This is a genomic window from Providencia rettgeri, assembly GCF_041075285.1.
Taxonomy (GTDB): Bacteria; Pseudomonadota; Gammaproteobacteria; order Enterobacterales; family Enterobacteriaceae; genus Providencia; species Providencia rettgeri_G.
Map to the genome: position 1 here is coordinate 1,972,434 of NZ_CP163512.1, position 20,781 is coordinate 1,993,214.

The following is a 20,781-nucleotide window of genomic DNA, read 5'->3' on the forward strand; positions in this document are numbered from 1 at the left end:
TTATTTTACAATTAGTTACGTGATAGAAACCGAAAAAACATTCACCAACTAAATACAACCAAAGTGAGGTCCAACTCACTTTTTCCCCAAATAAGCGTAAAAAAAAGGAAACAGCCTGTGTTCCCTTTCTTCTATTTAATAAAAATGCCTATTCACGCTTTAATTTTTCTGTGTTTGCAATATACAGCGCAATAACTAGGACTAAAATGGCCCCTGCATGCAATAAAGTTGTCATCGGGTTACTGTGATCAACAATAATTAAACGAATAATTGCTGTAATTCCAATGTAAATAAAGTACCTTAAGGGGAAGTGGTAACCTGACATAAAGTATTTAATAATTAACGCGATAAACTCAAAGTAGAGGAAATAAATAACAATTCCTTCTAAAAGTTCATAAGCCGTTGCCCCTTTTGAGCTATTGAACATTAAAGATGCTATCGTAAAGGTTTCTTTTGCTAAAAAGAACACCAAAACAGCAGCTAAAGAAATTAAACCAATGTTCAGTATCCATTGCAGTACCCATGCAATATTACTCGCATGACGCATTCCTTTCATACTATTCATTTGTTATTCCTCAATGAAAAACAAAACATGATCACAATAACAACTATTACGCATTTTTACCTATATTATTTATCGCATATTGTCTTAATTTTTTGTCTTGAGCATGACAAACAGAAAGGAAATTTACCGCTTAACTTTAGCATGGGCAACCTTGCAAATTGTATCACTCAAATTATGGCGCTCAGAGCCCCCCCATCATCTTCATGATATCTTGCTCAGTCAGCATCGCTGTTTGCTCAACAAAATGATAGTATTTGGGTTTGCTGTCAATATAGATTTGCATCGCTAATTGAGCTTGTTTGCTGTCTTCAAAGAGCGCTGCCGAGACATAATAGGTTGATGGCGTAATTAAACGATAGAAAAGATGCGTACCACATTGTTTGCAAAATGCACGCTCCCCCCACTGTGAAGAAGCAAAAATGGTGATCGAGTCTTGACCTTCTATGTGTAAGTCACTACCACAATCCACACTAAAACCTGGGCCACCATTCCACTTTTGGCACATATTACAATGACAAACACTTAATTTATCAACAGGTTTACTCGTTGACACCTTTACAGCGCCACATAAACATTGGCCTTTATGCATATCATTTTCCTTTACTATGCTGATTAATGCCCCTTATTAATCGCTAATTTGCTGCTGATGACAATCTATTTTTCTTTGGAACGCAGGTTAAATTGGCGACCGGTAAAACGTCGATCATTTGTGGTATCCCTCAACTCAAGAGTATCAAGTTCTTTCGTTTCGCGCTCAGACTCAATATCCGCTTCATCCTGCTGACTTTGATGTAACTGCACATATTTATGTGTAATTACATGAGGGGAGATCTCGGTTAATACCGTATTATCCGTAGCTTGGGCAAATATTGTTGCCCCCGTAAATAACGCAACACCTATAATTAAACGCGTAAATAATGCATTTTTCATCATGTCCTCCTATTGCTAGGAGAAGTTTTAACGCCTATAGGTGTCAAAAAAAACACATATTGCGTAATTGTTTTAATGATTCAGTAAAACCGTGTATATAATTGTTCGAAATGATTTTTTCGATATTTAAAATGAAAGAAAGGTAAGGCGTTGCCTCCCTTTCTTACAAAATAAGCACCTTTATAAGTCACCCTGATTTTGTTTATTACCTGAATTCACTTCTTTGAGTAAATACCAACAAAAGTAGAGTAAAACAACAATCCCAATAAATAATAAACCCCATAGTGAGATTGTCATCCAATTTGAATTTTCCTCAGCAGCATCGGTAGCCGTCAGTCTCTCAATTCCCCCTAAGTTGACTATTTCAGAGTCTAAATATGCGAGAGGATAACTCGACATTAGCTCGGTTGCGGTATAGGGCTTCCCAACTAATTGGCTATATGTGAGGTTTTCCTGAGATGCCTGTTTATCCCCCCACACAAGTAAGTATGGCGCAGCTCCTTGCACGTTAAATATGAGGTTATATGCATCTCGTTTACCCACAATACGTGGAGGAAGATCTTCCCAACTGCCTTTTAATGCAGAAATTCTTAATGCTCGTACCATTTTTCCATGGAGAATAATATTGGCATTACTCACCGTTTCACCATCAGTATGCTGATTATACGCGACTATATTTGCAAGCGGTGACCAACTTTCTCCTCTATCTGGCGAATACTCGATTTTGATAGGGATAACTCGATTAGACTGTTGTAACTGTATTTGTAACTCATCTAAAGGCTGCACAGACGGTAATTGATAAATTACGTGTTCACGAGAAACACCATCATTTGTCATTTCAAAATGGAATGATTCTTGGCGACGAGATGCTTTTGACACATCCGCATCTGCACTGGCTTTTAGTAAGTCAGGAGGAATAACATCAGGCGAACTCGCAATAATGGCCAAAAGGTAAGGTGCGCTCAAAGCTTGTGAGTTTCCATTTAATAACTCAACTTGGTTACTTGCAAGCGTTTGATCAGTTAATGTTAGATTCATGATCGGCTGATTTGTCGCCACATTTACCCAACTTGCTTTATCATCACTGGTAAAAATAAAAACCTTGGCTTGCCAATCTTTCTCATGTTTAGCCCAATCAAGCGTTAAACTTTTTATTGCCGTGTTTTTCTCTTGTTTATCATTTCGAGTCAACAAATAGGCCTGATAAGCCACTTTCTCCTTTGCGTGCATATTTGGTATTTCAAGGCGATTGACCTTACCGGGTATAGTTTCAATCAGAAGGTATTGCCTGTCTCGCCGTATATCCTCATGGGTATTTACATCGTCAATGCGTGCAACTAAATGCTGTGGTGTGAAAGAGACTTGCGTATTTGAGATGGATTTTTCTGCATCATAAAAAAGCGCAGAGGGCACTTCATCTCCCGTACCGTTGAATACACGAACATCTTGCAATGTGTTTGGATAAGCAGAATTAAAATAGGCATTAGTAGGCAGCTCTAACCAATAAAACGGCTCGCTCGTATCTGGAATATTGATTTGTGCTCCCTGATAAAAACTATAAAGGGACTTTTCTTTTACGTCTTCAGCATATATCTGGCTAGAAAATAACAAAGATAATGAGAAGACAGCAAATAGCCCTCTATATTTACTTAGTTTCATGATTGCGTCTCCTGTTCGACTTTCCCTTTCATCTCTTTTGGTGGTAAAGGAGAGAAATACCCCACAATTAATATTACTAATGCCACACCAATAAAGGAGACTGCACGTGTAATTCCACCTTGGCCATCAATATCAATTAAGAATAATTTAGCAATGACACAAGCAAAAATACCTGCGCCAAAGAACCAGCAGATCCGATTTTTCTTGATAGCCGCAATCACTGCACACAGTAACGCTGCAAGAGCCCAGCTAATAGATAGGACAGTTTGTACTAAGCGTGAGTCAAACAGTGTTTCATAGTGCCAATTGAGACCAGCAAAATCAGCCGTCGCACGAATAAGTATGCCATTAAACCAAAGCGCGGTGAGGGCAACAGCGGCAACAAACAATAAGCGGATAATCCACAGATCCCCTTCTGTCACTTTACGTATTTTTTGCATCAACCCTTTACGCATTAAAATAATTGTCGCAATGCTAAACAACCCCGCTTCATCTAATGGATTGATAAGAGGAATATAGTTCCAGAATGTTAATTTTCCGTCTTCTAAATTAGCATAGCCCGATAAAATGACTAACCCAACGATAACAGGCAGTAGGCTATACCAATAGATAAGCCCATTACGTTTCATTGGTGGCATTCTATTTTGTTGTAACCAATACAACACTAAGATCGTTAATGTTATCGCCATTACGGAAATAAAATAACCCATCTCATGTTGCATTCCCCAAGGAAGAATAGATACGAACCAATTAACTTGTGTTGCAATAAAAGCAAGAATTAACCATAGATTTGCTCCATGTAATACTCGCTGCATCCAACGGTTACGCAGCTTATAAGCATGGATGACAAACAATATCGAACTTCCTAACACCACCGGCCAAATTAAAGAGCCTTCCCCTCGCCCCATCGGATTTTCATCATTTAAGAAATCAATACCGAGGTAGTAATAGCCCGCAAGCCATAAAAAGGATTGGCAAATCAGCAATGGAATCCAATTAATACGAATGGCAAATAAGCGCCAGAGCCATACAGAAATAACGACTAATGCCAACGTTATGAAGGCTTCTGATTCACGGCTCCACGAAAGAATATCGGTAAATATTGGCAACCAGCAATACCATGCCACTATTCCCATGACTAAAAAACCATAACTTAATAGTGAATAGTGACTCTCTTCCTGACGGCGTATATGGAACAATCCGCCAGCACTAAAACAAGCGATAAGTAATACTGGCACCATATAAGTACTGCTGCGACTCCAATGTAAGAATGGGTAATCACTTAATAAAGTCACTACACTAACTAAAATCAGTAGAGATCCCACTGCGGCGAGTTTCTTTTGATTTTGTTGTAAACCAAACCAGAGCAACAATAACCCTTCCAATGACCAGACAATGGAAGTCCATTCAAAGGTCAATGCGAGTGGTATGGCTAGCGTTACAAACCCAGCACCAATGATAATATTACCAATGGCCATATTTTTACCAATATCTTTATAACGCTTATGAATTTGTAACCCCGCCATGAGGTACAATAAGCCTATCAATAACGAGATAAATGCAGGTAATAACCCAAGACCTTCAGCGATAAAGAATTGCAGTGCAATACTAATAAACGGTGGCACAAATAAAAGCGTATTATCAACAAGAAGCTGTTTAGTATAGTCAAAACGTAATGAAAATAACTGGGTTAATGCATTAAAGATAATTAGGTTGGCGATGATAAATAATTGGCAAGACCAGTAATAATCATATTGGTAATTATCGAGTCCCCATAAAATAGCCACCCCGTATGTCATTACCATCCCAACAAGGTTTAATGGACGCCATGCCTGCCACACGCTGATAATTAAAATACCGGTTGATAACATCAAATAGTAAGCAAAAAGAACAATGTGGTTACCACCGCCGGTAGATAATAAAATAGGCGCTAAATAACCGCCTAGTGAGGCTAAAATAGCTAAACTGATGGTTCTTTGTAGTAATGCAAGGGCAATGCTAGCTGCGCAAATTAACAACATAAATGCAAATGCCATTCCATATGGCAACATGGTATATAACTTAAAGGCGGCAAAAATAGTGATATATAAACAACCTATTCCCCCACCCTGCAAAATTAGACCAAAGAGCGCTTTTTTATTACGTAGCCACCAGCCCAAAACTAATAGTGCTAAGCAGCCAACTGCACTAAATATTAAACGCATTTCTGGTGAGATAATTTCGTTTTGTACGCTGTAGTTTAATAAATATGCAATGCCTAGAAAAAGTAATAAAACCCCAATTTTCGCAACGGGATTGCCTTTTAATAACCAAGTAAAAAAGTGATCAAATATAGATTTATCATTATTTGCGGTGTTTTGAATCGTCGCCTGATTTGGCGTGTTTTTTTCTTTTGTACTGTTAAACCGATTGGGATCGACTTGTGTACTTTTTACTTGTGTTAATGGCGGGTTTATCGTGAGGGCTGTATCTTTTACTGGCTCAATATTATTTATTACAGATTCAGATTGTTGATAAGCAACTGAACTTTCAATGTCTGTTTTTTGCGTGCTTTCTGTTGAAGATCCTACATTGCGCCATGTTGGCTGCTGTATTTCCTGTGTTATTTCTATTTGTTCTGTGGTCTGTTGTATTTCTTGATGTGTTTGAATGACATCAGGGGTTTCTACTGAGGCAGTTTGAGCCTGTTTTGACTGTGCAATTTGAGTTTCTAATGATAAAACCTTTTGATTTAGCTCAAAAATTTCAGATTGCATTCGCCCTGTACGACTCAGCGCAACTATGGCCAAAATCGGAGCTAGTACAACAAGAATCACTAATATGAACCCTACTAGTATCCATGTATCCACAAATAGGTTTCCTCGTAATAAAATTCACAGTTTTAGATATGTCAAAATAGCGTTTTGTGATTGTTGCTCTGGGCTGTTTATCTTTCCTGCTGATTTTTACCGCTAAATAAGATTAAAAAAACACCCCTAATAATGGATAAAAGTGTCAATCAAGCTAACTGACGATTATTTGGATTAACTAGTATCCTGAAATTATCCTGAAACGCTGTCCTACGGTTAGATTAAAGCATGTTCACTCATTTAATACTACATTGAAAAACGCTTACCAAGTTAACTCGGCGGTGAACCTCTCCCCTTGCCTAAAATGGCTTTAATTCGAATAAAAATCAACCATCAAAGATAAACACCCCTTAGTGTAGATATCATTGATCCTCTTGCCAACCAAATGTAATAAACTGTTACAAAATAATTCATAAGACTTGTTATAAAGGGTAAAAAATAGACTTAATGTAAAATAAGTTACCCACTACTGATACGCTTTTTAAAAAGAAATGTAACTAAGAAAACCCTTAATCATCTTTTAACGATAATCAAAATAAGTCATAAAACTAAATCTATTTATTTTTTCGATAATCTATTTTAGATAATAATTTTAATAATTAAAAAAGATAAATTTAATTAGTGTTTTTTTAATTATTTATGATATTTATATAGGTATATCCAATAATTAATAATCTAAAAAAAAATCATAAAGTTACTATCATTTAATGATGCTTTTAGATTTTTATCATGATGACGATGTGCATTAATAAATAAAGTTTTAAATCTCATCAAAATAAAAATACATTAACGATACAAAAACGCTTCATTAATATATTTGTAATGGTTATCGAAATAAGAAGAATTATATAAGGAGAATCCTTCATGCTACTCCATATCATCCTTGCTGCACTTGGTCCAATCGTTCTTGGTTTAGCTGTTGGTTGGCTTTCTGGGAAATATGGTTTTATTAAACGAGAGTATTCGCAGGCATTTGCAGACTTTGTTGTCAAAATTGCCTTACCATTTGCCTTGTTTCTTGCGGCAGCGCAAGCGCCACCGTCAGTATTACTGAATATCGATTATTTATTAGCCTTAGCCGTTGGGTTAATAGCAACTTATGTCATAGGGTTTATTTTTGGGAAATTTATTTTTCGCCACAATAAAAAAGATGCCGCGATGCAAGCGCTATCGGTATCATTCCCTGATATGGCTTACTGTGGGCCTCCTGTCTTACTGGCGACAGTTGGCTCATCGGGTTTGATTGCTATGGTGTTAGGTAACCTTATTTATACCGTTATTATTATTCCATTCACCTTATTGATGATTAGTGGCTCACAACAAGGTCACAGTGTTTTAAAATCTATTGGTAAAGCTATTGCACAACCTTTGGTATTTTTGCCTATTTTAGGGGCTTTACTGGCTATTTTCGGTGTAAAACTGCCTGAAATTCTACAAAATTCAGTTAATGAATTAGGAAAAACGGCGGGTGGTGTTGCTCTATTTTTCCTTGGTTTGTTACTTTCAGGCATTAAGTTAACCATTAATAAAGAAATTATCTTCAACGTATTTGTGAAGAACTTTGCCCAAGCCGCCTTAATTTTAGGAACGGGGCTCGCATTGGGTTTACAAGACGATCTCTTAAAAGCCGCCTTTATTATTGGCGTATTGCCCACTGCAACCGCCGTTCCCGCTTTAGCAATTAGCAACCAAGCTTATACAGAAACCTCCGCAGGAACTGTGTTACTCAGTACTCTCGCCGCACTAATTTCTATTATTGGTGGTATCACCATTGTAGAAATGCTCTAAACGCCACTGATTAAAGCAGGTCAAGTTTGACCTGCTATATCTTTAATTCTCCTCGCTGGTTTTATCACCTATTATTTGCCAGATAGATCACAAAAAACGTATCATAGGGTTAACTATTTTTTCTTTTTAAGCATCTGGGATATTAATAAATAATGAAAATTAGTGATGAGTTAGCCTCCGCTATCGCTTCCGTCACCGAAGTCGCTGCTATTGCTGCCTTCGACTGGGTAGGTAAACAAGATAAAAATGCAGCCGATAAAGCCGCTGTCGAAGCCATGAGAGATCGCCTCAATGAAATTGATTTTTACGGCAAAATTGTGATTGGTGAAGGTGAGATTGATGAAGCACCGATGCTTTATATCGGTGAGCAAGTGGGTAAAAAATCAGGCGTTCAAGGGCTTGATATTGCCGTTGACCCGATTGATGGTACCCGTATGGTTGCCTGTAATGAGCAAAATGCTATTACGGTTCTGGCTGCCGCACCAACAGGCTCATTACTTCAGGCTCCTGATATGTATATGGAGAAATTGGTTGTCGGTGCAGCCGCTAAAGGTGCCGTTCATTTAAGCCTCCCTCTCGAAAAAAACCTTGAGTTTCTTTCTTCTGCACTGAATAAACCTATTTCTCAGCTTTCTATCGCCGTTTTAGACAAACCGCGCCATCAACATATCATCAAAACGATCCGTAATTTTGGCGCTAATGTCATTACCATTCCTGATGGTGACGTCTTGACATCATTGTTGGCAATACTACCTGAGCATCCGATTGATATGATGTATGGTACAGGTGGGGCCCCCGAAGGCATTATCAGTGCAGCTATCGCACGTGCATTAGGTGGTGATATGCAAGCAAGGTTAATTCCCCGTGACAAAGCCAAAGGGGATAACGAAGAGAATAAGCTGCTTGCCGCACAAGAAGCCATACGTTGCCAACAAATGGGTATTGAGATTGGCGAAATCTTATCGTTAGAACAAATGGTGAATACTGATGATGTGATTTTTGCCGCTACGGCAATTACCCCAACGGCGCTAATGGGCGGAATTTCAACAGATGCTTATAGTCGAACCTCAAATACCCTTTTAATCACGGGTCGTGAGCGCTCATTAAAAATCATTAATAATCGCTTATTTAATTAGTCTTGCAATGATATTAAAAAAGGGCCTTTCGGCCCTTTCAGACTGCTGACAAACATAACATGTTTGGCGGCAGCTTGGATAGATTTTGAAAATAAACAAGGAAAATCAATATATTGATTTTCGCCTGATAACACAAAGTGGGAAAAACCACGCTTTTATCCCACTTTGTCAACAACCTCAAAGGGCCTTTCGGCCCTTTTTTAGTGATTACTCAGCGCGATCTAGCGTCATACGATTTAACAGTGGTGCAGTTAACACCATCACTATCGCGATAGCCCCCGTCACTAAACCAATCTTCAAGAATACATCGCTGTACACCGTGAGTGACTCAATTTTACTGGTCAATTCACCTTCTGGCGCAGCCGCCATAGAGGCCACATACCCTGCAATAAAAGCAGCAGCGGAGTTCGTTAAGAACCATGCCCCCATGATGAATCCCATTAAACGTTGTGGGACTAATTGCGCAACCATCGCTAAGCCCAGACCGGAAATCATCAGCTCACCAATACTTTGGAAGCCGTAACAGATCACCAACCACTGAACTGATACAATCCCCGCTTCGTTAGCAAATTTTGCGCCTAATGGCAGTACCAAAAATGCCGCAGAACACAGGATCATACCAATCGCAAATTTATGTGGCATTGGTAGGTTATCACCCATTTTATTATAGATTGCAGCTAAAATTGGGCTACCAATCATAATCCACAATGGATTGAGTGCTTGGTACTGTGCTGGCTCAATAGAGAAACCGAACACTTCGTGCTCAACATTGTGTAATGCAAAGAAGTTTAATGAGGTCGGCATCTGGCTGTATAAAACGAAAAAGACAATCGCTTCTAGCATCAAGATTAATGCCACAATCATACGACGGCGTGCAGCACCTTTTAGTGCAATGGTTTCTTTAATAAAGATAACCAATATACCGATAGAGATAATTGCTAACGCAGTACGCGCAATACCTAAGTTGTGCAGCAACCAAGTAGAAATGGCAATTAATGCTATCACACCAATCACAGTCGCCACTAAACGCGAGAGAACCACGGGAGAAAAGTCAGGCTTCGAACCGTGTTGAGAGACCCATTTCTTACACATATAGAAATTAATCAATGTAATGATAAGGCCAACCACACTAAGTGAGAATGCAACGTCCCAGCCATAATGTTTAGCTAACCAAGGGGTTGCAATCATAGAGAAGAATGAACCAATGTTGACGGACATATAGTACATGGTAAATGCACCGTCCAAACGTGGATCATCTTTTTCATAACAAGTTGATAATAAAGAGGACGGATTTGCTTTAAATAAACCGTTACCCACTGCGATCGTTGCTAAACCAATATACACCATTGATACATCGTGCCCCGAGAAGGCAACAAATGCATACCCTGCAATTAAGGTTAATGTTCCTAAGACAATAACGCGTTTTGTCCCTAAGATTTTATCCCCTAACCAGCCACCAATAGCGACAAAACCGTAAACTAATGCTGCAAATGCAGAGAATAAGGTGATGGATTCAGCTTCTGACATACCGAGAACTTGGCTAAGGTATATAGGTAAAATACCTTGTAAGCCGTAGTAACCAAAACGTTCCCAGAGTTCGATAGAAAAGATGAGATAGAACGAGCGAGGTTGCTTAAATGCATTAAGACTGACTTCCTCTTTATTATTTGTTGTGGACACAAGTTACCTCTAGTACAACCTGTACATATGCAAAAAAACCACGGAACGCTCTGTGCGCTCTCGCATTGTTATGATCTCAAGAATTAACGTTGGAAAGATTCACTACAGACTGGAAGAGCATCATTCCCTGACCTCAAAACAAACCAATGTACGTGTGTAGAACTGTTTTTAGATCTCAAACATAAAATTCAATGAGTTAAAGCATATTTGATTATTTATTCATCCAAGGCAGGCAGATAACCCGCTAAGAACACAATAATCAATTAAGCCATATACGCTATTTATGCACCAAAATTAAAGAATTAGCTAGTATTAATTACCGTATCAATTAAATTTGATCGTGATTTACTTCAATTTTTTACAAAATCCCAATATTATCATCGACCACTAATTAATCAGTTGTTTCCCTCTTGTTAAGAATATTGTTCCGTTTTGAAATAATGTTTATGAGGTATGTTACCTCAGCACAATCCCATGTCTCTGAGTTGATTTGCACGTGGTATTATTGAAAAAAGAGGATTGATAGCATGGAAAATCACTAGGCCAATATGGGAAAAGGTGTACGACATGAATTTTAGACAAAAAAAAGCCCAGTCTATAAACTGGGCATAATGCATTCTACTCAAGGATCTTTTTGCTAAATTCAAACTATCACTACGTAGGTGCATTATTACATTACTTCGTGTAAAGAAATGAATGATGAGGGTAAATATATGAATGTTTACGCAAGCAAACAGTAATATAGATACTACTAGGACAGGTGTATTTCAAAAAAAGTTCATCTTTTTTTTATTTTTTTGCATTTTTTTTATTTGTTATTCGATAGCAATAATTAACCATTTGATTTAACGATAATAATGTACAATTAGCGAAACAGCCCTCAGGCCATGCTGCAAAATAATTTACCTGCCGTTTTTTTAAAAGGACACTGCCGAAGGAATTCAATGTGAAAAGACAATTTTTATCCTTATTAGTCACGTTCTGTTTATGGACGCCATTCACTTTTGCAGACAAAGCAGCCACGTCACTGGATGAAAAATCACTGATTGAACTCGCTGCTCAGGGTCACGCTGAAGCACAATTTAATTTAGCCATGTTTTACCAATCACGAGGGCAACTTGAGGATGCCTTAAAATCGTATCAACTGTCAGCTAACCAAGGGTTTAGTAAAGCACAAATTAACTTAGCCTTGATGTACCAGCAAGGCTCGGGTGTACCTAAAAATGAAAAATTGATGCTACATTGGATGAAATTGGCCGCCGAAAATGGCGATCCTATAGGCCAAATGAATATGGCGGAATACACACTGCATGGTATTGATAATATATTAGAGAAAAACCCTGCAACAGCTGAACAATGGTTACAAAAAGCAGCGGAGCAACAGTTTCCCGCCGCCATGTTAACCCTTGCTTATTGGTATGAAGAAGGCAAAGCCGTAACAAAAGACCCGAAAAAAGCGCAGAAAATCTATCAGACGCTTGCCAAAGAAAACCATCCACAGGCACTCTATTTGCTGGGTTATCAAGCTGCAACAGGAATGTATGATAAAATCGATTATCCCCTTGCATTTGATTATTTCTCTCGAGCCGCTGAACTTGATTTCTCTCCAGCACAAAACAGCCTCGGCATGTTATACCTTACAGGCCAAGGGACGAAAAAGAATATTCCATTAGCCATCAAGTGGCTGACTCTCGCCGCGAAACAAGGAGAGGTTTCAGCACAATTTAACTTAGCATTAATTTATGCACGGGGTGATGGCATCAAGGCTGACCAAGCAAAAGCGTGTCACTGGTTTATTCAAGCCGCCCAACAAAACAGTGCTGATGCACAATACGCCACAGGAGCCTGCTACCAGTACGGAATGGGCGTTGAACAAGATGACGCCAAGGCTTTACGTTGGTACAAACTCGCAGCAGCAAAAGGCAATGAACGCGCCGAGAAGAAAGTACTGATTTTGGAAAACAATGTGAAGACAAAAAAATAACAATACATACTCTAAAGATATAAAGATATCCTCTAAATCGTTCAAGCTGTATGTCGGCGGCAAATGAGAAGACCTCGGGGAGCATACAAAAGTATGTGAGCCGCAGCCCCCCACCGCTTGAAATATGACAAGGGTTAGCGACGGCCGCGATAGATGCGTTGAGGTCGCCCTACCTTCCCATACTCGATTTCGGCTTCAATCTTATTTTTTGCCAAGCAAAATTCTAAATAGCGTCTTGCCGTTGTACGACTTAGCTTAATTGTCTCTGCGACACTTTCTGCGGTATATTCTGCTTCGAGATCCTCAAACAGCGCTAACACTTTTTCAAGTGTAATCATATCGATACCCGTAGGAAGTTCCTCTTTTGATTCACCTCGGGCATAGGTATTAAACATATCATCGATTTGGCTCTGGTTTGTTTTGCTATGAGTTTGCAACACAGACTTACGTTGGATATACCTGTCGAGTGTTTGCCCCAAGCGTTCATATGCGATTGGCTTAACCAGATAATCAAAAACACCGAGACGAATGGCTTCAGTCACGGTTTCCATATCGCTTGCCGCTGTCGTAAATACAATATCAGCGCTATTACGTTGTTGAATTAATTCATGGACCAGATCGATCCCTTTGCCATCTGGCAAATAGTTATCAAGCAAAATCAAATCTGGCTTCATATATTCAATCATTTTTCTGGCTTCAGCGAGGTTCCCCGCTAACCACACCTTATCACAAGCAGGATAAGCTTTAATGTATTCGCCGTGCATCTCGGCTAAAAGCAGCTCATCTTCCACAATGAGGATTTTTATCTTAATCATTTTATATCTTCACTTTCGGAATAAAAATTGAGAACACTGTACCATGCGGTTGATTTTCTTCAATAATCACCGCGCCATTACATCTATTTACGTATGAAGCAACCAAATAAAGCCCGATCCCGTGCCCATCGGTTGTGTCAGTTTTTGTTGTCACGCCCCGTTCAAACCATTTGTCTTGCATTTGGGGTGGAAAACCACACCCTTGATCGACAACTTCAATGACAATGTCCTGACCTTCATCAGAGAGATACAGTTCAACTTGCATGTTGCCCTGTGGATTTTTTAAGCTCGCTTCAAAGGCGTTATCTAATAAATTGCCTACGATGGCACAAAACTCTGTGCTATTTAGCGATTCAGGTAACGCATGAAGCTGGCTACCCGGTGTAAAAACCAATTGTAAGCCTAGCTCTTTTGCTCGGTGGAACTTACCAAACAATAACCCAGCAACTTGTTTATCGAAAAATTGTTCACGCAAAGAATCGATGAGCTGTTGCTGAGATTCAGATTCGCCTTTAATCAATGCAAGTGCTTGATCATATTCTTTCATTTGCAATAAACCACTTAACGTAGACATCCAATTAAGATGTTCATGCCGTAAAGTTCGCAGATTTTCTACGTATTGTCGCACTTGTGTCAATTGGGAATTTAATGATTCAATATCATTTTGGCTACGGAAACTAATTACCGCACCGATTAAATGATTGTCATCACGGATAGCGATCCGGTTCGCGATAACATTTAATCCATTAAACTCACACAACACATCATGTTGAGCAGTAGCAATATCGACAGTAAAAAAGTCTGCGGGCGAAATATACTCTGAAATCGGTTTGCCAATCAGTTGCCCTGTCGGATTGATCAACGACAACATTTTTCTTGCATTGGAATTAATATTAATAAATTGCCCATAGCGATTAACAGCAATAACACCTTCAAAAACAGCATCAAATATCCCTTTTTGTACTAACACTAGCTGCGCAATTTCATCGGGTTCCATACCCAGCATTTGCCGTTGAATTAACCGCGAAAACGCCCAAGAAAGAAATAATAAAATGACTAAGACCCCAAGAAATGTTGCGCCTGTTTGAACAAATAACTCGCTACGGGATGTATCAATTTTATTGGTTAAATAGCCAATGGAAACAACACCGATAATTTTTCCATCTTCATCAAATATGGGGGTTTTGGCTCGCATGGCATTGCCGATGGACCCTTCTCCACCGATAAAATAACTTTCACCATTTTCGAGTGCTCCTGGCTTATTCCATTGCATTTTATAACCGACTTTTTCACTATTTGGATGATAAAGCCGCATGGAGTTTTCGTCGCCTATCACCACATAGTCATAATCAGAATCTTGGTTCAGTTTATCTGCAATAATTTTCAGTTGATGAATATCTCGATGCTTAACTGATTGAATCACACCATCCATTGATGCAATCAGTTTTGCTTGGCTCATCGCTAACGAGCGAATATTCGCCATCATTCTATTTTCAGCGGTATCGGTAAAATACTTACCCAATCCTAACGTCAAAAATAACGAAACAACCAATAGAAGAAAGAAAACCCGCACAGAAAAAGAAGTAGTGTTTACTTTTGTTAATCTAGAGAATAGAGATTCTTTTTTCATATAGGTTCTCGTTACCAACTGAAAAGTAAAAAACTTGTTACAGTAAAAATCACAGAATAATAGATATTAGAAATATAAGCTAGAGGCATAACACACATATTATTAATTAAACACATTAAAACCAAGCAATAAAGTACATATCGAATAATTAAAAACTTTAAAACCATTAAACAAATACAAACTCATTTTAGAAACATGAAATAGGTCAAACATATTAAACACAAGACCTTTAATATTAATATTGAAAAAGCTAATTAAATAAGAATTTATATTCCCAGTAGAAACAAAAAACAAAAAATGCTTATTTAATTAACTTTAACATTAGCAACATTTTAAAAACATCTCTAAAAGAGATGCAGGATACTATTATGTTCGAAAACATAACGTTTAATCAGGTAAAACGTCATGAGAACAGGAAACTTGCTGAAATTACTCAATTTTTAAAGGAAAACGATTTAGAGCTTGATGCAAGCATTGACGTTTTCATTACTATAACCCGTAATGAAAAATTAATCGCATGCGGTGGGCTAGCAAAAAACGTTATTAAATGTGTCGCAATTAGCGATGATGCACGCGGCGAAGGTCTTGCATTAAAATTAGCAACAGAACTTGTTAATCTTGCTTACGAAAATAATACAACTCATTTATTTATTTATACCAAATTCCAAAATGAAAACTTATTCCAACAATGTGGTTTTCATACTATAGCAACCGTACCTGATGTGATGGTACTGATGGAAAATAGTTGCTGCTATCTAAAACGTTATATTCAAAGCTTAAAAGCACAACGTGTCGATGGTAAAAAAATTGGGGCAATCGTGATGAATGCCAACCCATTTACCCTTGGACATCGTTATTTAATTGAACAAGCAGCTAAAGCCTGTGATTGGCTACACTTATTTGTTGTCAAAGAGGATACTTCGCGCTTCCCTTATAAAGTTAGGCTTAACTTAATTGAAGCGGGTACAAAAGGTATTGAAAATCTCACAATCCATCGTGGTTCCGAATACATTATTTCTCGTGCAACTTTCCCTTGCTACTTTATTAAAGATAAAACAGTAGCCAATAACTGTTATACAGAAATCGATATTAAGATTTTTCGTCAATATATTGCCCCTGCATTGGGGATAACCCATAGATTCGTCGGATCAGAGCCATTTTGCCAAGTTACCAACCAATATAACCAAGACATGCGCTATTGGCTTGAAACAGATGAGATGAATTTCCCACCTATAGAACTCGTTGAATTCCCGCGAACAGTCATTAACGGCACGGCGGTATCCGCCTCACAAGTTAGAAGACTGCTCGCTAAAAAAGATCTTGCGGCTATTAAGGCGATTGTGCCTGACGCGACATTTCAATATTTACAACAGATGCTCGCTCATCAAGCAACATCAACGACAAACCGCATCGAAAGTTCTGAATTAGCTATAGGTGAAATATGAAGATTAAACACGCAGCCGTCGCTGGCACACTTGAATCAAGTGATGTCATGGTTCGCATAGAACCACTCGAAGACACGCAAGAAGTTTCCGTGCAAATAACCAGCAGTGTTGAAAAGCAATTTGGTGATGCCATCGCCAGTATCGTGCAGGAAATGATAACTCAGCATGATATTCAAGGTGCACAAATCATTGTGGATGATAAGGGAGCATTAGAGTGTGTACTCAGAGCGCGCCTTGAGGCACTGCTTGCTCGCGCTTGCGATATCGATTATTTGCCATGGGAGAATAAATAATGACACCCGAACAAAAATCCCGGACACGCAGAAGTATGCTTTTCGTCCCTGGCTCAAATGCGGCGATGTTAAGCAACTCATTTATTTATAAAGCGGATGCGTTGATGTTTGACTTAGAAGACTCGGTTACGCTGCGTGAAAAAGATACCGCTCGCCGCCTAGTTTACCATGCGTTACAGCACCCTTTGTATGCAGATATTGAAACCATTGTTCGTGTGAATGCTTTAGATTCTGCATTTGGTGTGGCCGATCTTGAAGCCGTTGTGCGTGGTGGTGCAAAAATCGTACGTTTACCAAAAACAGATACTGCACAAGATGTCACGGATATCGAAACCGAAATATTACGTATTGAAAAAAGCTGCGGCCGTGAAGAAGGTAGCACAGGCTTACTGGCAGCCATTGAATCACCGATGGGGATCACACAGGCTGTGAATATCGCCCACTCATCACCACGACTTATTGGCATCGCGTTAGGTGCCGAGGACTATGTCCGCAATTTGCGCACCGAGCGGTCTCCCGACGGCGTTGAACTCCTCTATGCACGGTGCGCCATTTTACAAGCCGCAAGATCAGCAGGTATCCAAGCTTTTGATACGGTTTATTCTGATGCGAATAATGAAGAAGGTTTTCTACGTGAAGCCGCTCATATTAAGCAACTCGGCTTTGATGGCAAATCATTAATTAACCCTAGACAAATTGAGTTACTCCATAACTTATACGCGCCAACTCAAAAAGAAGTCGACCATGCTCAACGTGTTGTTGATGCCGCTGATGCCGCAGCCCTTGAAGGTAAAGGTGTAGTGTCATTGAATGGAAAAATGGTTGATGGCCCAGTCATTGACAGAGCCCGCCTAGTATTATCTCGCGCGGCATTATCTGGAATTCGGGAAGAGTGAGGCAAAGAACATGACAACGAATACTCAGCGTCAAGCACGCGTAAGCGCTTATCTACAACCTAATCATAATGAAGCGTTACGTGAATTTAAAGATATTGGAAAAGTCCAACAACAAGTCCAAAAACCAAGAAACCGTAAACTCTGTGATGACTTGCAAGTCGCTATTCGCCGTTCAGGTTTACAAGATGGTATGACCATTTCATTCCACCATGCTTTTCGTGGCGGCGATCTTACCGTCAATATGGTGATGCAAGTAATCGCTGAAATGGGCTTTCGCAATCTGACATTAGCATCAAGCTCACTCAGTGCCTGCCATTCACCGCTGGTTGAACATATTCGCCACGGTGTTATTCGTAAAATTTATACCTCAGGTATTCGAGGCCCATTGGCTGAAGCAATTTCCCGTGGTGAACTTGATGAGCCCGTGCAAATTCATTCCCATGGCGGTCGTGCAAACCTTATACACAGTGGTGAACTGCGTATTGACGTAGCTTTTATCGGTGTACCATCTTGCGACGAATATGGTAATGCCAATGGATATACTGGTAGCGCCAGCTGCGGCTCGTTAGGTTATGCCAAAATTGATGCCGAAACAGCAAAAAAAGTGGTCATGCTAACCGAAGAGCTGCTGGATTATCCTCATAATCCATCCAGTATCAAGCAAGATGAAGTCGATTACATCGTTAAAGTTAAACGTGTTGGTGATGCCGATAAAATCGGTGCTGATGCCACCCGTATGACGTCAAACCCGAGAGAGTTGTTGATTGCCCGCACTGCCGCTGATGTTATTGAGAAATCTGGATTTTTTAAAGAAGGATTTTCATTACAAACCGGTACGGGTGGCGCATCCCTTGCGGTCACTCGCTTTCTAGAAGACAAAATGCGCCGCCACAATATTACCGCAGGCTTTGCCCTCGGTGGTATTACATCAACCATTGTTGATTTACATGAAAAAGGCTTAATTCGCAAATTATTAGATGTGCAAAGCTTTGACAAAGCGGCGGCTGAGTCACTCGCGCGCAATCCAAACCACATCGAAATCAGTGCAAATCAGTATGCTTGTTTTGATTCCAAAGGCGCATCGGTTGACATGTTAGATGTCGTCGTGCTCAGCGCGTTAGAAATCGATACGCGTTTTAATGTCAATGTATTAACAGGCTCAGATGGTGTTATTCGTGGTGCATCCGGTGGTCATAGTGATACTGCGGTAGCCGCAAAATTGTCCATTATTGTTGCACCACTAGTACGTGGTCGTATCCCAACATTAGTCGATGAGGTCCTGACTTGTGTTACACCAGGGTCAAGCGTCGATATTTTAGTGACTGACCATGGTATTGCCGTGAATCCGGCACGACCAGAACTGAAACAGCAATTAGAAAGCCAAGGCATTAAAACGGTTTCAATTGGCTGGTTAAGAGAACGTGCACAATTGCTCACAGGTACCCCTAACCCTATTGAATTTACAGACAAAGTGGTTGCTGTCGTACGCTATCGTGATGGCTCTGTGATTGATGTTGTGCATCAAGTGAAGGAGTAACTATGTTTTGCCCGCTGCCTGATACTCAAGAGCAATTTGAAATTTCCTTACCTGAACTGCTGGCGAGCCGTGATGCCCGTCAAGCACGCCAGCAGCAATGGATTGGTCTCCATCAGGTAACCTTGATTTCATTTACTGTCGTTTTCCCAGGTGCTGTCAAAGACAACACCCTTGTTAGACATGTGTTTAATCAGGGCCTAAATGCGCTTAAGCAAGTTGCTTTATGCAGGCAGTGGGTACTTTTATCTCAACAATCATGGGCATTAAAGACAGGACCTGAATGCTTAGTCGCCGTTGATGCTGATGCTGTTGACGTAAAAAAAGCGTTAATTGAAGCTGAAGAGCGCTCTCCTGTCGGGCGTTTATGGGATTTTGATGTCTTTGATGCGCAAGGAAAACAATATTCACGAGATCGATTAAATCTACCTGCAAGACGCTGTTTAATTTGTGAAAAAGAAGCCAAAGTCTGCGCTCGTCACCGCACACACTCCTTGGCAGATATTCTGGTTCGCATTGAGGAGCTAGCTCATGGAACTTGTTAACTATTCACAAGCCATTAGTGACCAACAAATTTGCTACTACAGTCAGTTAGCTTGGCAGGCCATGTTGGCCGAAGTGAATTTAACCCCAAAACCGGGTTTAGTGGATAAACACAATACAGGCGCTCATAAAGATATGGCGTTGAAGGATTTTCATTTCAGTGCAAATGCCATCGCCAAATTTTTTCCACATTTTTTACACGCAGGCGCACAACATAAAAATCTACCGATTAATCAGGTGTTGCACAAAATTAGAACGATTGGACTGGCATGTGAAACTGCCATGTTTCGTGCGACCCAAGGCGTAAATACTCATAAAGGAAGCATTTTTTCATTAGGTTTAATTTTAACCGCCATTGGTCGTTTAATAGCATTAAAACAAAGCGTTACGCCATCTGCGATTAGCCAATTAGTTGCAGGAATGTGTCAAGGAATTTGTCGTGAACTTATGCAACCAACGGATACCCCCACTGCTGGCCAGCGTTTATATCAACAATTTGGCTTTACGGGTGCTCGGGGAGAAGCCGAAAGTGGTTATTCATTGGTTATTCACCATGCCTTGCCCTTTTATTTGCAACAATTAGCGTCACAACCTAATGCTGAAATAGCGTTAATCAATACGTTAATTCTATTAATGAAAATTAATAATGATACCAATGTTGCAAATCGGGGAGGGTTAAATGGCCTTATCTGGATAAAACAATATGCCGCTAACTTATTGCAAGACGGTATTAATCACACTGATGATTTAATCAAAGTAAAACAGTTTGACCAACAATGTATTGAAAAGAATTTAAGCCCAGGTGGCAGTGCTGACTTATTAATTTTAACGTGGTTTTTTGCCCGTTTGCCTAGCTTAAACTTTGGTGTTTAGCATTGTAAATTAAAACAATTTAAATATTCACCAACACAGGAAATCTTTCAGTAATTTAATTAATAAAGATAAATAAAAATATATTTAATTAAGCAACAGTGATTGATTTAAAGAATTTATAACATATTGGAAATAGCTAAATAAAGATAATGGATATTAAA

General features: G+C 39.4%; 17 protein-coding genes. 9 read left to right on the forward strand and 8 right to left on the reverse strand.

What is annotated here, in order from left to right; translation table 11 throughout:
* Nucleotides 1-148 precede the first annotated feature (148 nt).
* From psiE to AB6N04_RS09035, 5 genes are all read right to left on the reverse strand, one after another.
* A complete protein-coding gene (psiE, locus tag AB6N04_RS09015) occupies nucleotides 149-556 on the reverse strand; it encodes a phosphate-starvation-inducible protein PsiE (protein WP_369312053.1) in 408 nt (135 codons plus the stop codon).
* Nucleotides 557-746: 190 nt separating this feature from the next.
* Nucleotides 747-1,154: a GFA family protein gene (locus AB6N04_RS09020; protein ID WP_369311582.1), complete on the reverse strand. Its 408-nt coding sequence runs from the start codon at nucleotides 1,152-1,154 to the stop codon at nucleotides 747-749.
* Between the two features lie 65 nt (nucleotides 1,155-1,219).
* Nucleotides 1,220-1,498, reverse strand: coding sequence for a hypothetical protein (locus AB6N04_RS09025; RefSeq protein ID WP_369311584.1), 279 nt, complete (start codon nucleotides 1,496-1,498; stop codon nucleotides 1,220-1,222).
* Between the two features lie 177 nt (nucleotides 1,499-1,675).
* Entirely contained in the window at nucleotides 1,676-3,154 is a 1,479-nt protein-coding gene (locus AB6N04_RS09030) for a DUF3999 family protein (RefSeq protein ID WP_369311586.1), read from the reverse strand.
* Nucleotides 3,151-6,003: a DUF2339 domain-containing protein gene (locus tag AB6N04_RS09035; RefSeq protein WP_369311588.1), complete on the reverse strand. Its 2,853-nt coding sequence runs from the start codon at nucleotides 6,001-6,003 to the stop codon at nucleotides 3,151-3,153. Before AB6N04_RS09035 ends, AB6N04_RS09030 begins: the two co-directional genes overlap by 4 nt.
* 864 nt (nucleotides 6,004-6,867) lie before the next feature.
* Here AB6N04_RS09035 and AB6N04_RS09040 point away from each other — a divergent pair.
* Nucleotides 6,868-7,791: an AEC family transporter gene (locus AB6N04_RS09040; RefSeq protein WP_369311590.1), complete on the forward strand. Its 924-nt coding sequence runs from the start codon at nucleotides 6,868-6,870 to the stop codon at nucleotides 7,789-7,791.
* A gap of 158 nt (nucleotides 7,792-7,949) precedes the next feature.
* Complete coding sequence (gene glpX / locus AB6N04_RS09045) at nucleotides 7,950-8,927, forward strand: class II fructose-bisphosphatase (RefSeq protein WP_369312055.1); 978 nt, start codon at nucleotides 7,950-7,952, stop codon at nucleotides 8,925-8,927.
* A gap of 207 nt (nucleotides 8,928-9,134) precedes the next feature.
* Here glpX and dtpA read toward each other — a convergent pair whose 3' ends face one another.
* Nucleotides 9,135-10,607 carry a dipeptide/tripeptide permease DtpA gene (gene dtpA / locus AB6N04_RS09050; protein WP_369311592.1) on the reverse strand — a complete coding sequence of 491 codons (1,473 nt, stop codon included), beginning with the start codon at nucleotides 10,605-10,607 and terminating at the stop codon, nucleotides 9,135-9,137.
* A gap of 946 nt (nucleotides 10,608-11,553) precedes the next feature.
* On the opposite strand from dtpA, the gene AB6N04_RS09055 reads away from it, so the two are divergent.
* On the forward strand, nucleotides 11,554-12,591 hold the full coding sequence (locus AB6N04_RS09055; protein WP_369311594.1) for a hypothetical protein: 1,038 nt from the start codon (nucleotides 11,554-11,556) through the stop codon (nucleotides 12,589-12,591).
* A 134-nt stretch (nucleotides 12,592-12,725) separates the two neighbouring features.
* On the opposite strand, the gene dpiA is transcribed toward AB6N04_RS09055, so the two are convergent.
* Entirely contained in the window at nucleotides 12,726-13,406 is a 681-nt protein-coding gene (dpiA, locus tag AB6N04_RS09060; protein ID WP_369311596.1) for a two-component response regulator DpiA, read from the reverse strand.
* Between the two features lies 1 nt (nucleotide 13,407).
* Entirely contained in the window at nucleotides 13,408-15,036 is a 1,629-nt protein-coding gene (gene dpiB / locus AB6N04_RS09065) for a sensor histidine kinase DpiB (protein WP_369311598.1), read from the reverse strand.
* 368 nt (nucleotides 15,037-15,404) lie between these two features.
* Here dpiB and citC point away from each other — a divergent pair, with 368 nt between their 5' ends.
* Genes citC through citG form a run of 6 tightly spaced genes read left to right on the forward strand, consistent with a single transcriptional unit; the run spans nucleotide 15,405 to nucleotide 20,620 of the window.
* Nucleotides 15,405-16,481 (forward strand): [citrate (pro-3S)-lyase] ligase, encoded by a 1,077-nt coding sequence (citC, locus tag AB6N04_RS09070; RefSeq protein WP_369311600.1) that lies wholly within the window; start codon nucleotides 15,405-15,407, stop codon nucleotides 16,479-16,481.
* Nucleotides 16,478-16,774 (forward strand): citrate lyase acyl carrier protein, encoded by a 297-nt coding sequence (citD, locus tag AB6N04_RS09075; RefSeq protein ID WP_369311602.1) that lies wholly within the window; start codon nucleotides 16,478-16,480, stop codon nucleotides 16,772-16,774. The genes citC and citD overlap by 4 nt, the downstream gene beginning before the upstream one ends.
* Nucleotides 16,774-17,670, forward strand: coding sequence for a citrate (pro-3S)-lyase subunit beta (gene citE, locus AB6N04_RS09080; protein WP_369311604.1), 897 nt, complete (start codon nucleotides 16,774-16,776; stop codon nucleotides 17,668-17,670). The genes citD and citE overlap by 1 nt, the downstream gene beginning before the upstream one ends.
* A 10-nt stretch (nucleotides 17,671-17,680) precedes the next feature.
* Nucleotides 17,681-19,207, forward strand: a complete 1,527-nt coding sequence (citF, locus tag AB6N04_RS09085) for a citrate lyase subunit alpha (RefSeq protein ID WP_369311606.1) — start codon at nucleotides 17,681-17,683, stop codon at nucleotides 19,205-19,207.
* Between the two features lie 2 nt (nucleotides 19,208-19,209).
* The gene (gene citX / locus AB6N04_RS09090) at nucleotides 19,210-19,749 is read left to right on the forward strand and encodes a citrate lyase holo-[acyl-carrier protein] synthase (protein WP_369311608.1); all 540 of its coding nucleotides are present in this window, start codon (nucleotides 19,210-19,212) and stop codon (nucleotides 19,747-19,749) included.
* Nucleotides 19,736-20,620 carry a triphosphoribosyl-dephospho-CoA synthase CitG gene (gene citG, locus AB6N04_RS09095; protein WP_369311610.1) on the forward strand — a complete coding sequence of 295 codons (885 nt, stop codon included), beginning with the start codon at nucleotides 19,736-19,738 and terminating at the stop codon, nucleotides 20,618-20,620. The genes citX and citG overlap by 14 nt, the downstream gene beginning before the upstream one ends.
* Nucleotides 20,621-20,781: the final 161 nt, after the last annotated feature.

Bases quoted from the DNA above. Each gene is read 5' to 3' on its own strand.
- AB6N04_RS09040 (WP_369311590.1), top strand. From the start codon at position 6,868: ATGCTACTCCATATCATCCTTGCTGCACTTGGTCCAATCGTTCTTGGT.
- AB6N04_RS09025 (WP_369311584.1), bottom strand. From the start codon at position 1,498: ATGATGAAAAATGCATTATTTACGCGTTTAATTATAGGTGTTGCGTTA.
- citD (WP_369311602.1), top strand. From the start codon at position 16,478: ATGAAGATTAAACACGCAGCCGTCGCTGGCACACTTGAATCAAGTGAT.
- AB6N04_RS09020 (WP_369311582.1), bottom strand. From the start codon at position 1,154: ATGCATAAAGGCCAATGTTTATGTGGCGCTGTAAAGGTGTCAACGAGT.
- citG (WP_369311610.1), top strand. From the start codon at position 19,736: ATGGAACTTGTTAACTATTCACAAGCCATTAGTGACCAACAAATTTGC.
- dpiA (WP_369311596.1), bottom strand. From the start codon at position 13,406: ATGATTAAGATAAAAATCCTCATTGTGGAAGATGAGCTGCTTTTAGCC.
- citE (WP_369311604.1), top strand. From the start codon at position 16,774: ATGACACCCGAACAAAAATCCCGGACACGCAGAAGTATGCTTTTCGTC.
- citX (WP_369311608.1), top strand. From the start codon at position 19,210: ATGTTTTGCCCGCTGCCTGATACTCAAGAGCAATTTGAAATTTCCTTA.
- psiE (WP_369312053.1), bottom strand. From the start codon at position 556: ATGAAAGGAATGCGTCATGCGAGTAATATTGCATGGGTACTGCAATGG.
- citC (WP_369311600.1), top strand. From the start codon at position 15,405: ATGTTCGAAAACATAACGTTTAATCAGGTAAAACGTCATGAGAACAGG.
- dpiB (WP_369311598.1), bottom strand. From the start codon at position 15,036: ATGAAAAAAGAATCTCTATTCTCTAGATTAACAAAAGTAAACACTACT.
- AB6N04_RS09030 (WP_369311586.1), bottom strand. From the start codon at position 3,154: ATGAAACTAAGTAAATATAGAGGGCTATTTGCTGTCTTCTCATTATCT.
- citF (WP_369311606.1), top strand. From the start codon at position 17,681: ATGACAACGAATACTCAGCGTCAAGCACGCGTAAGCGCTTATCTACAA.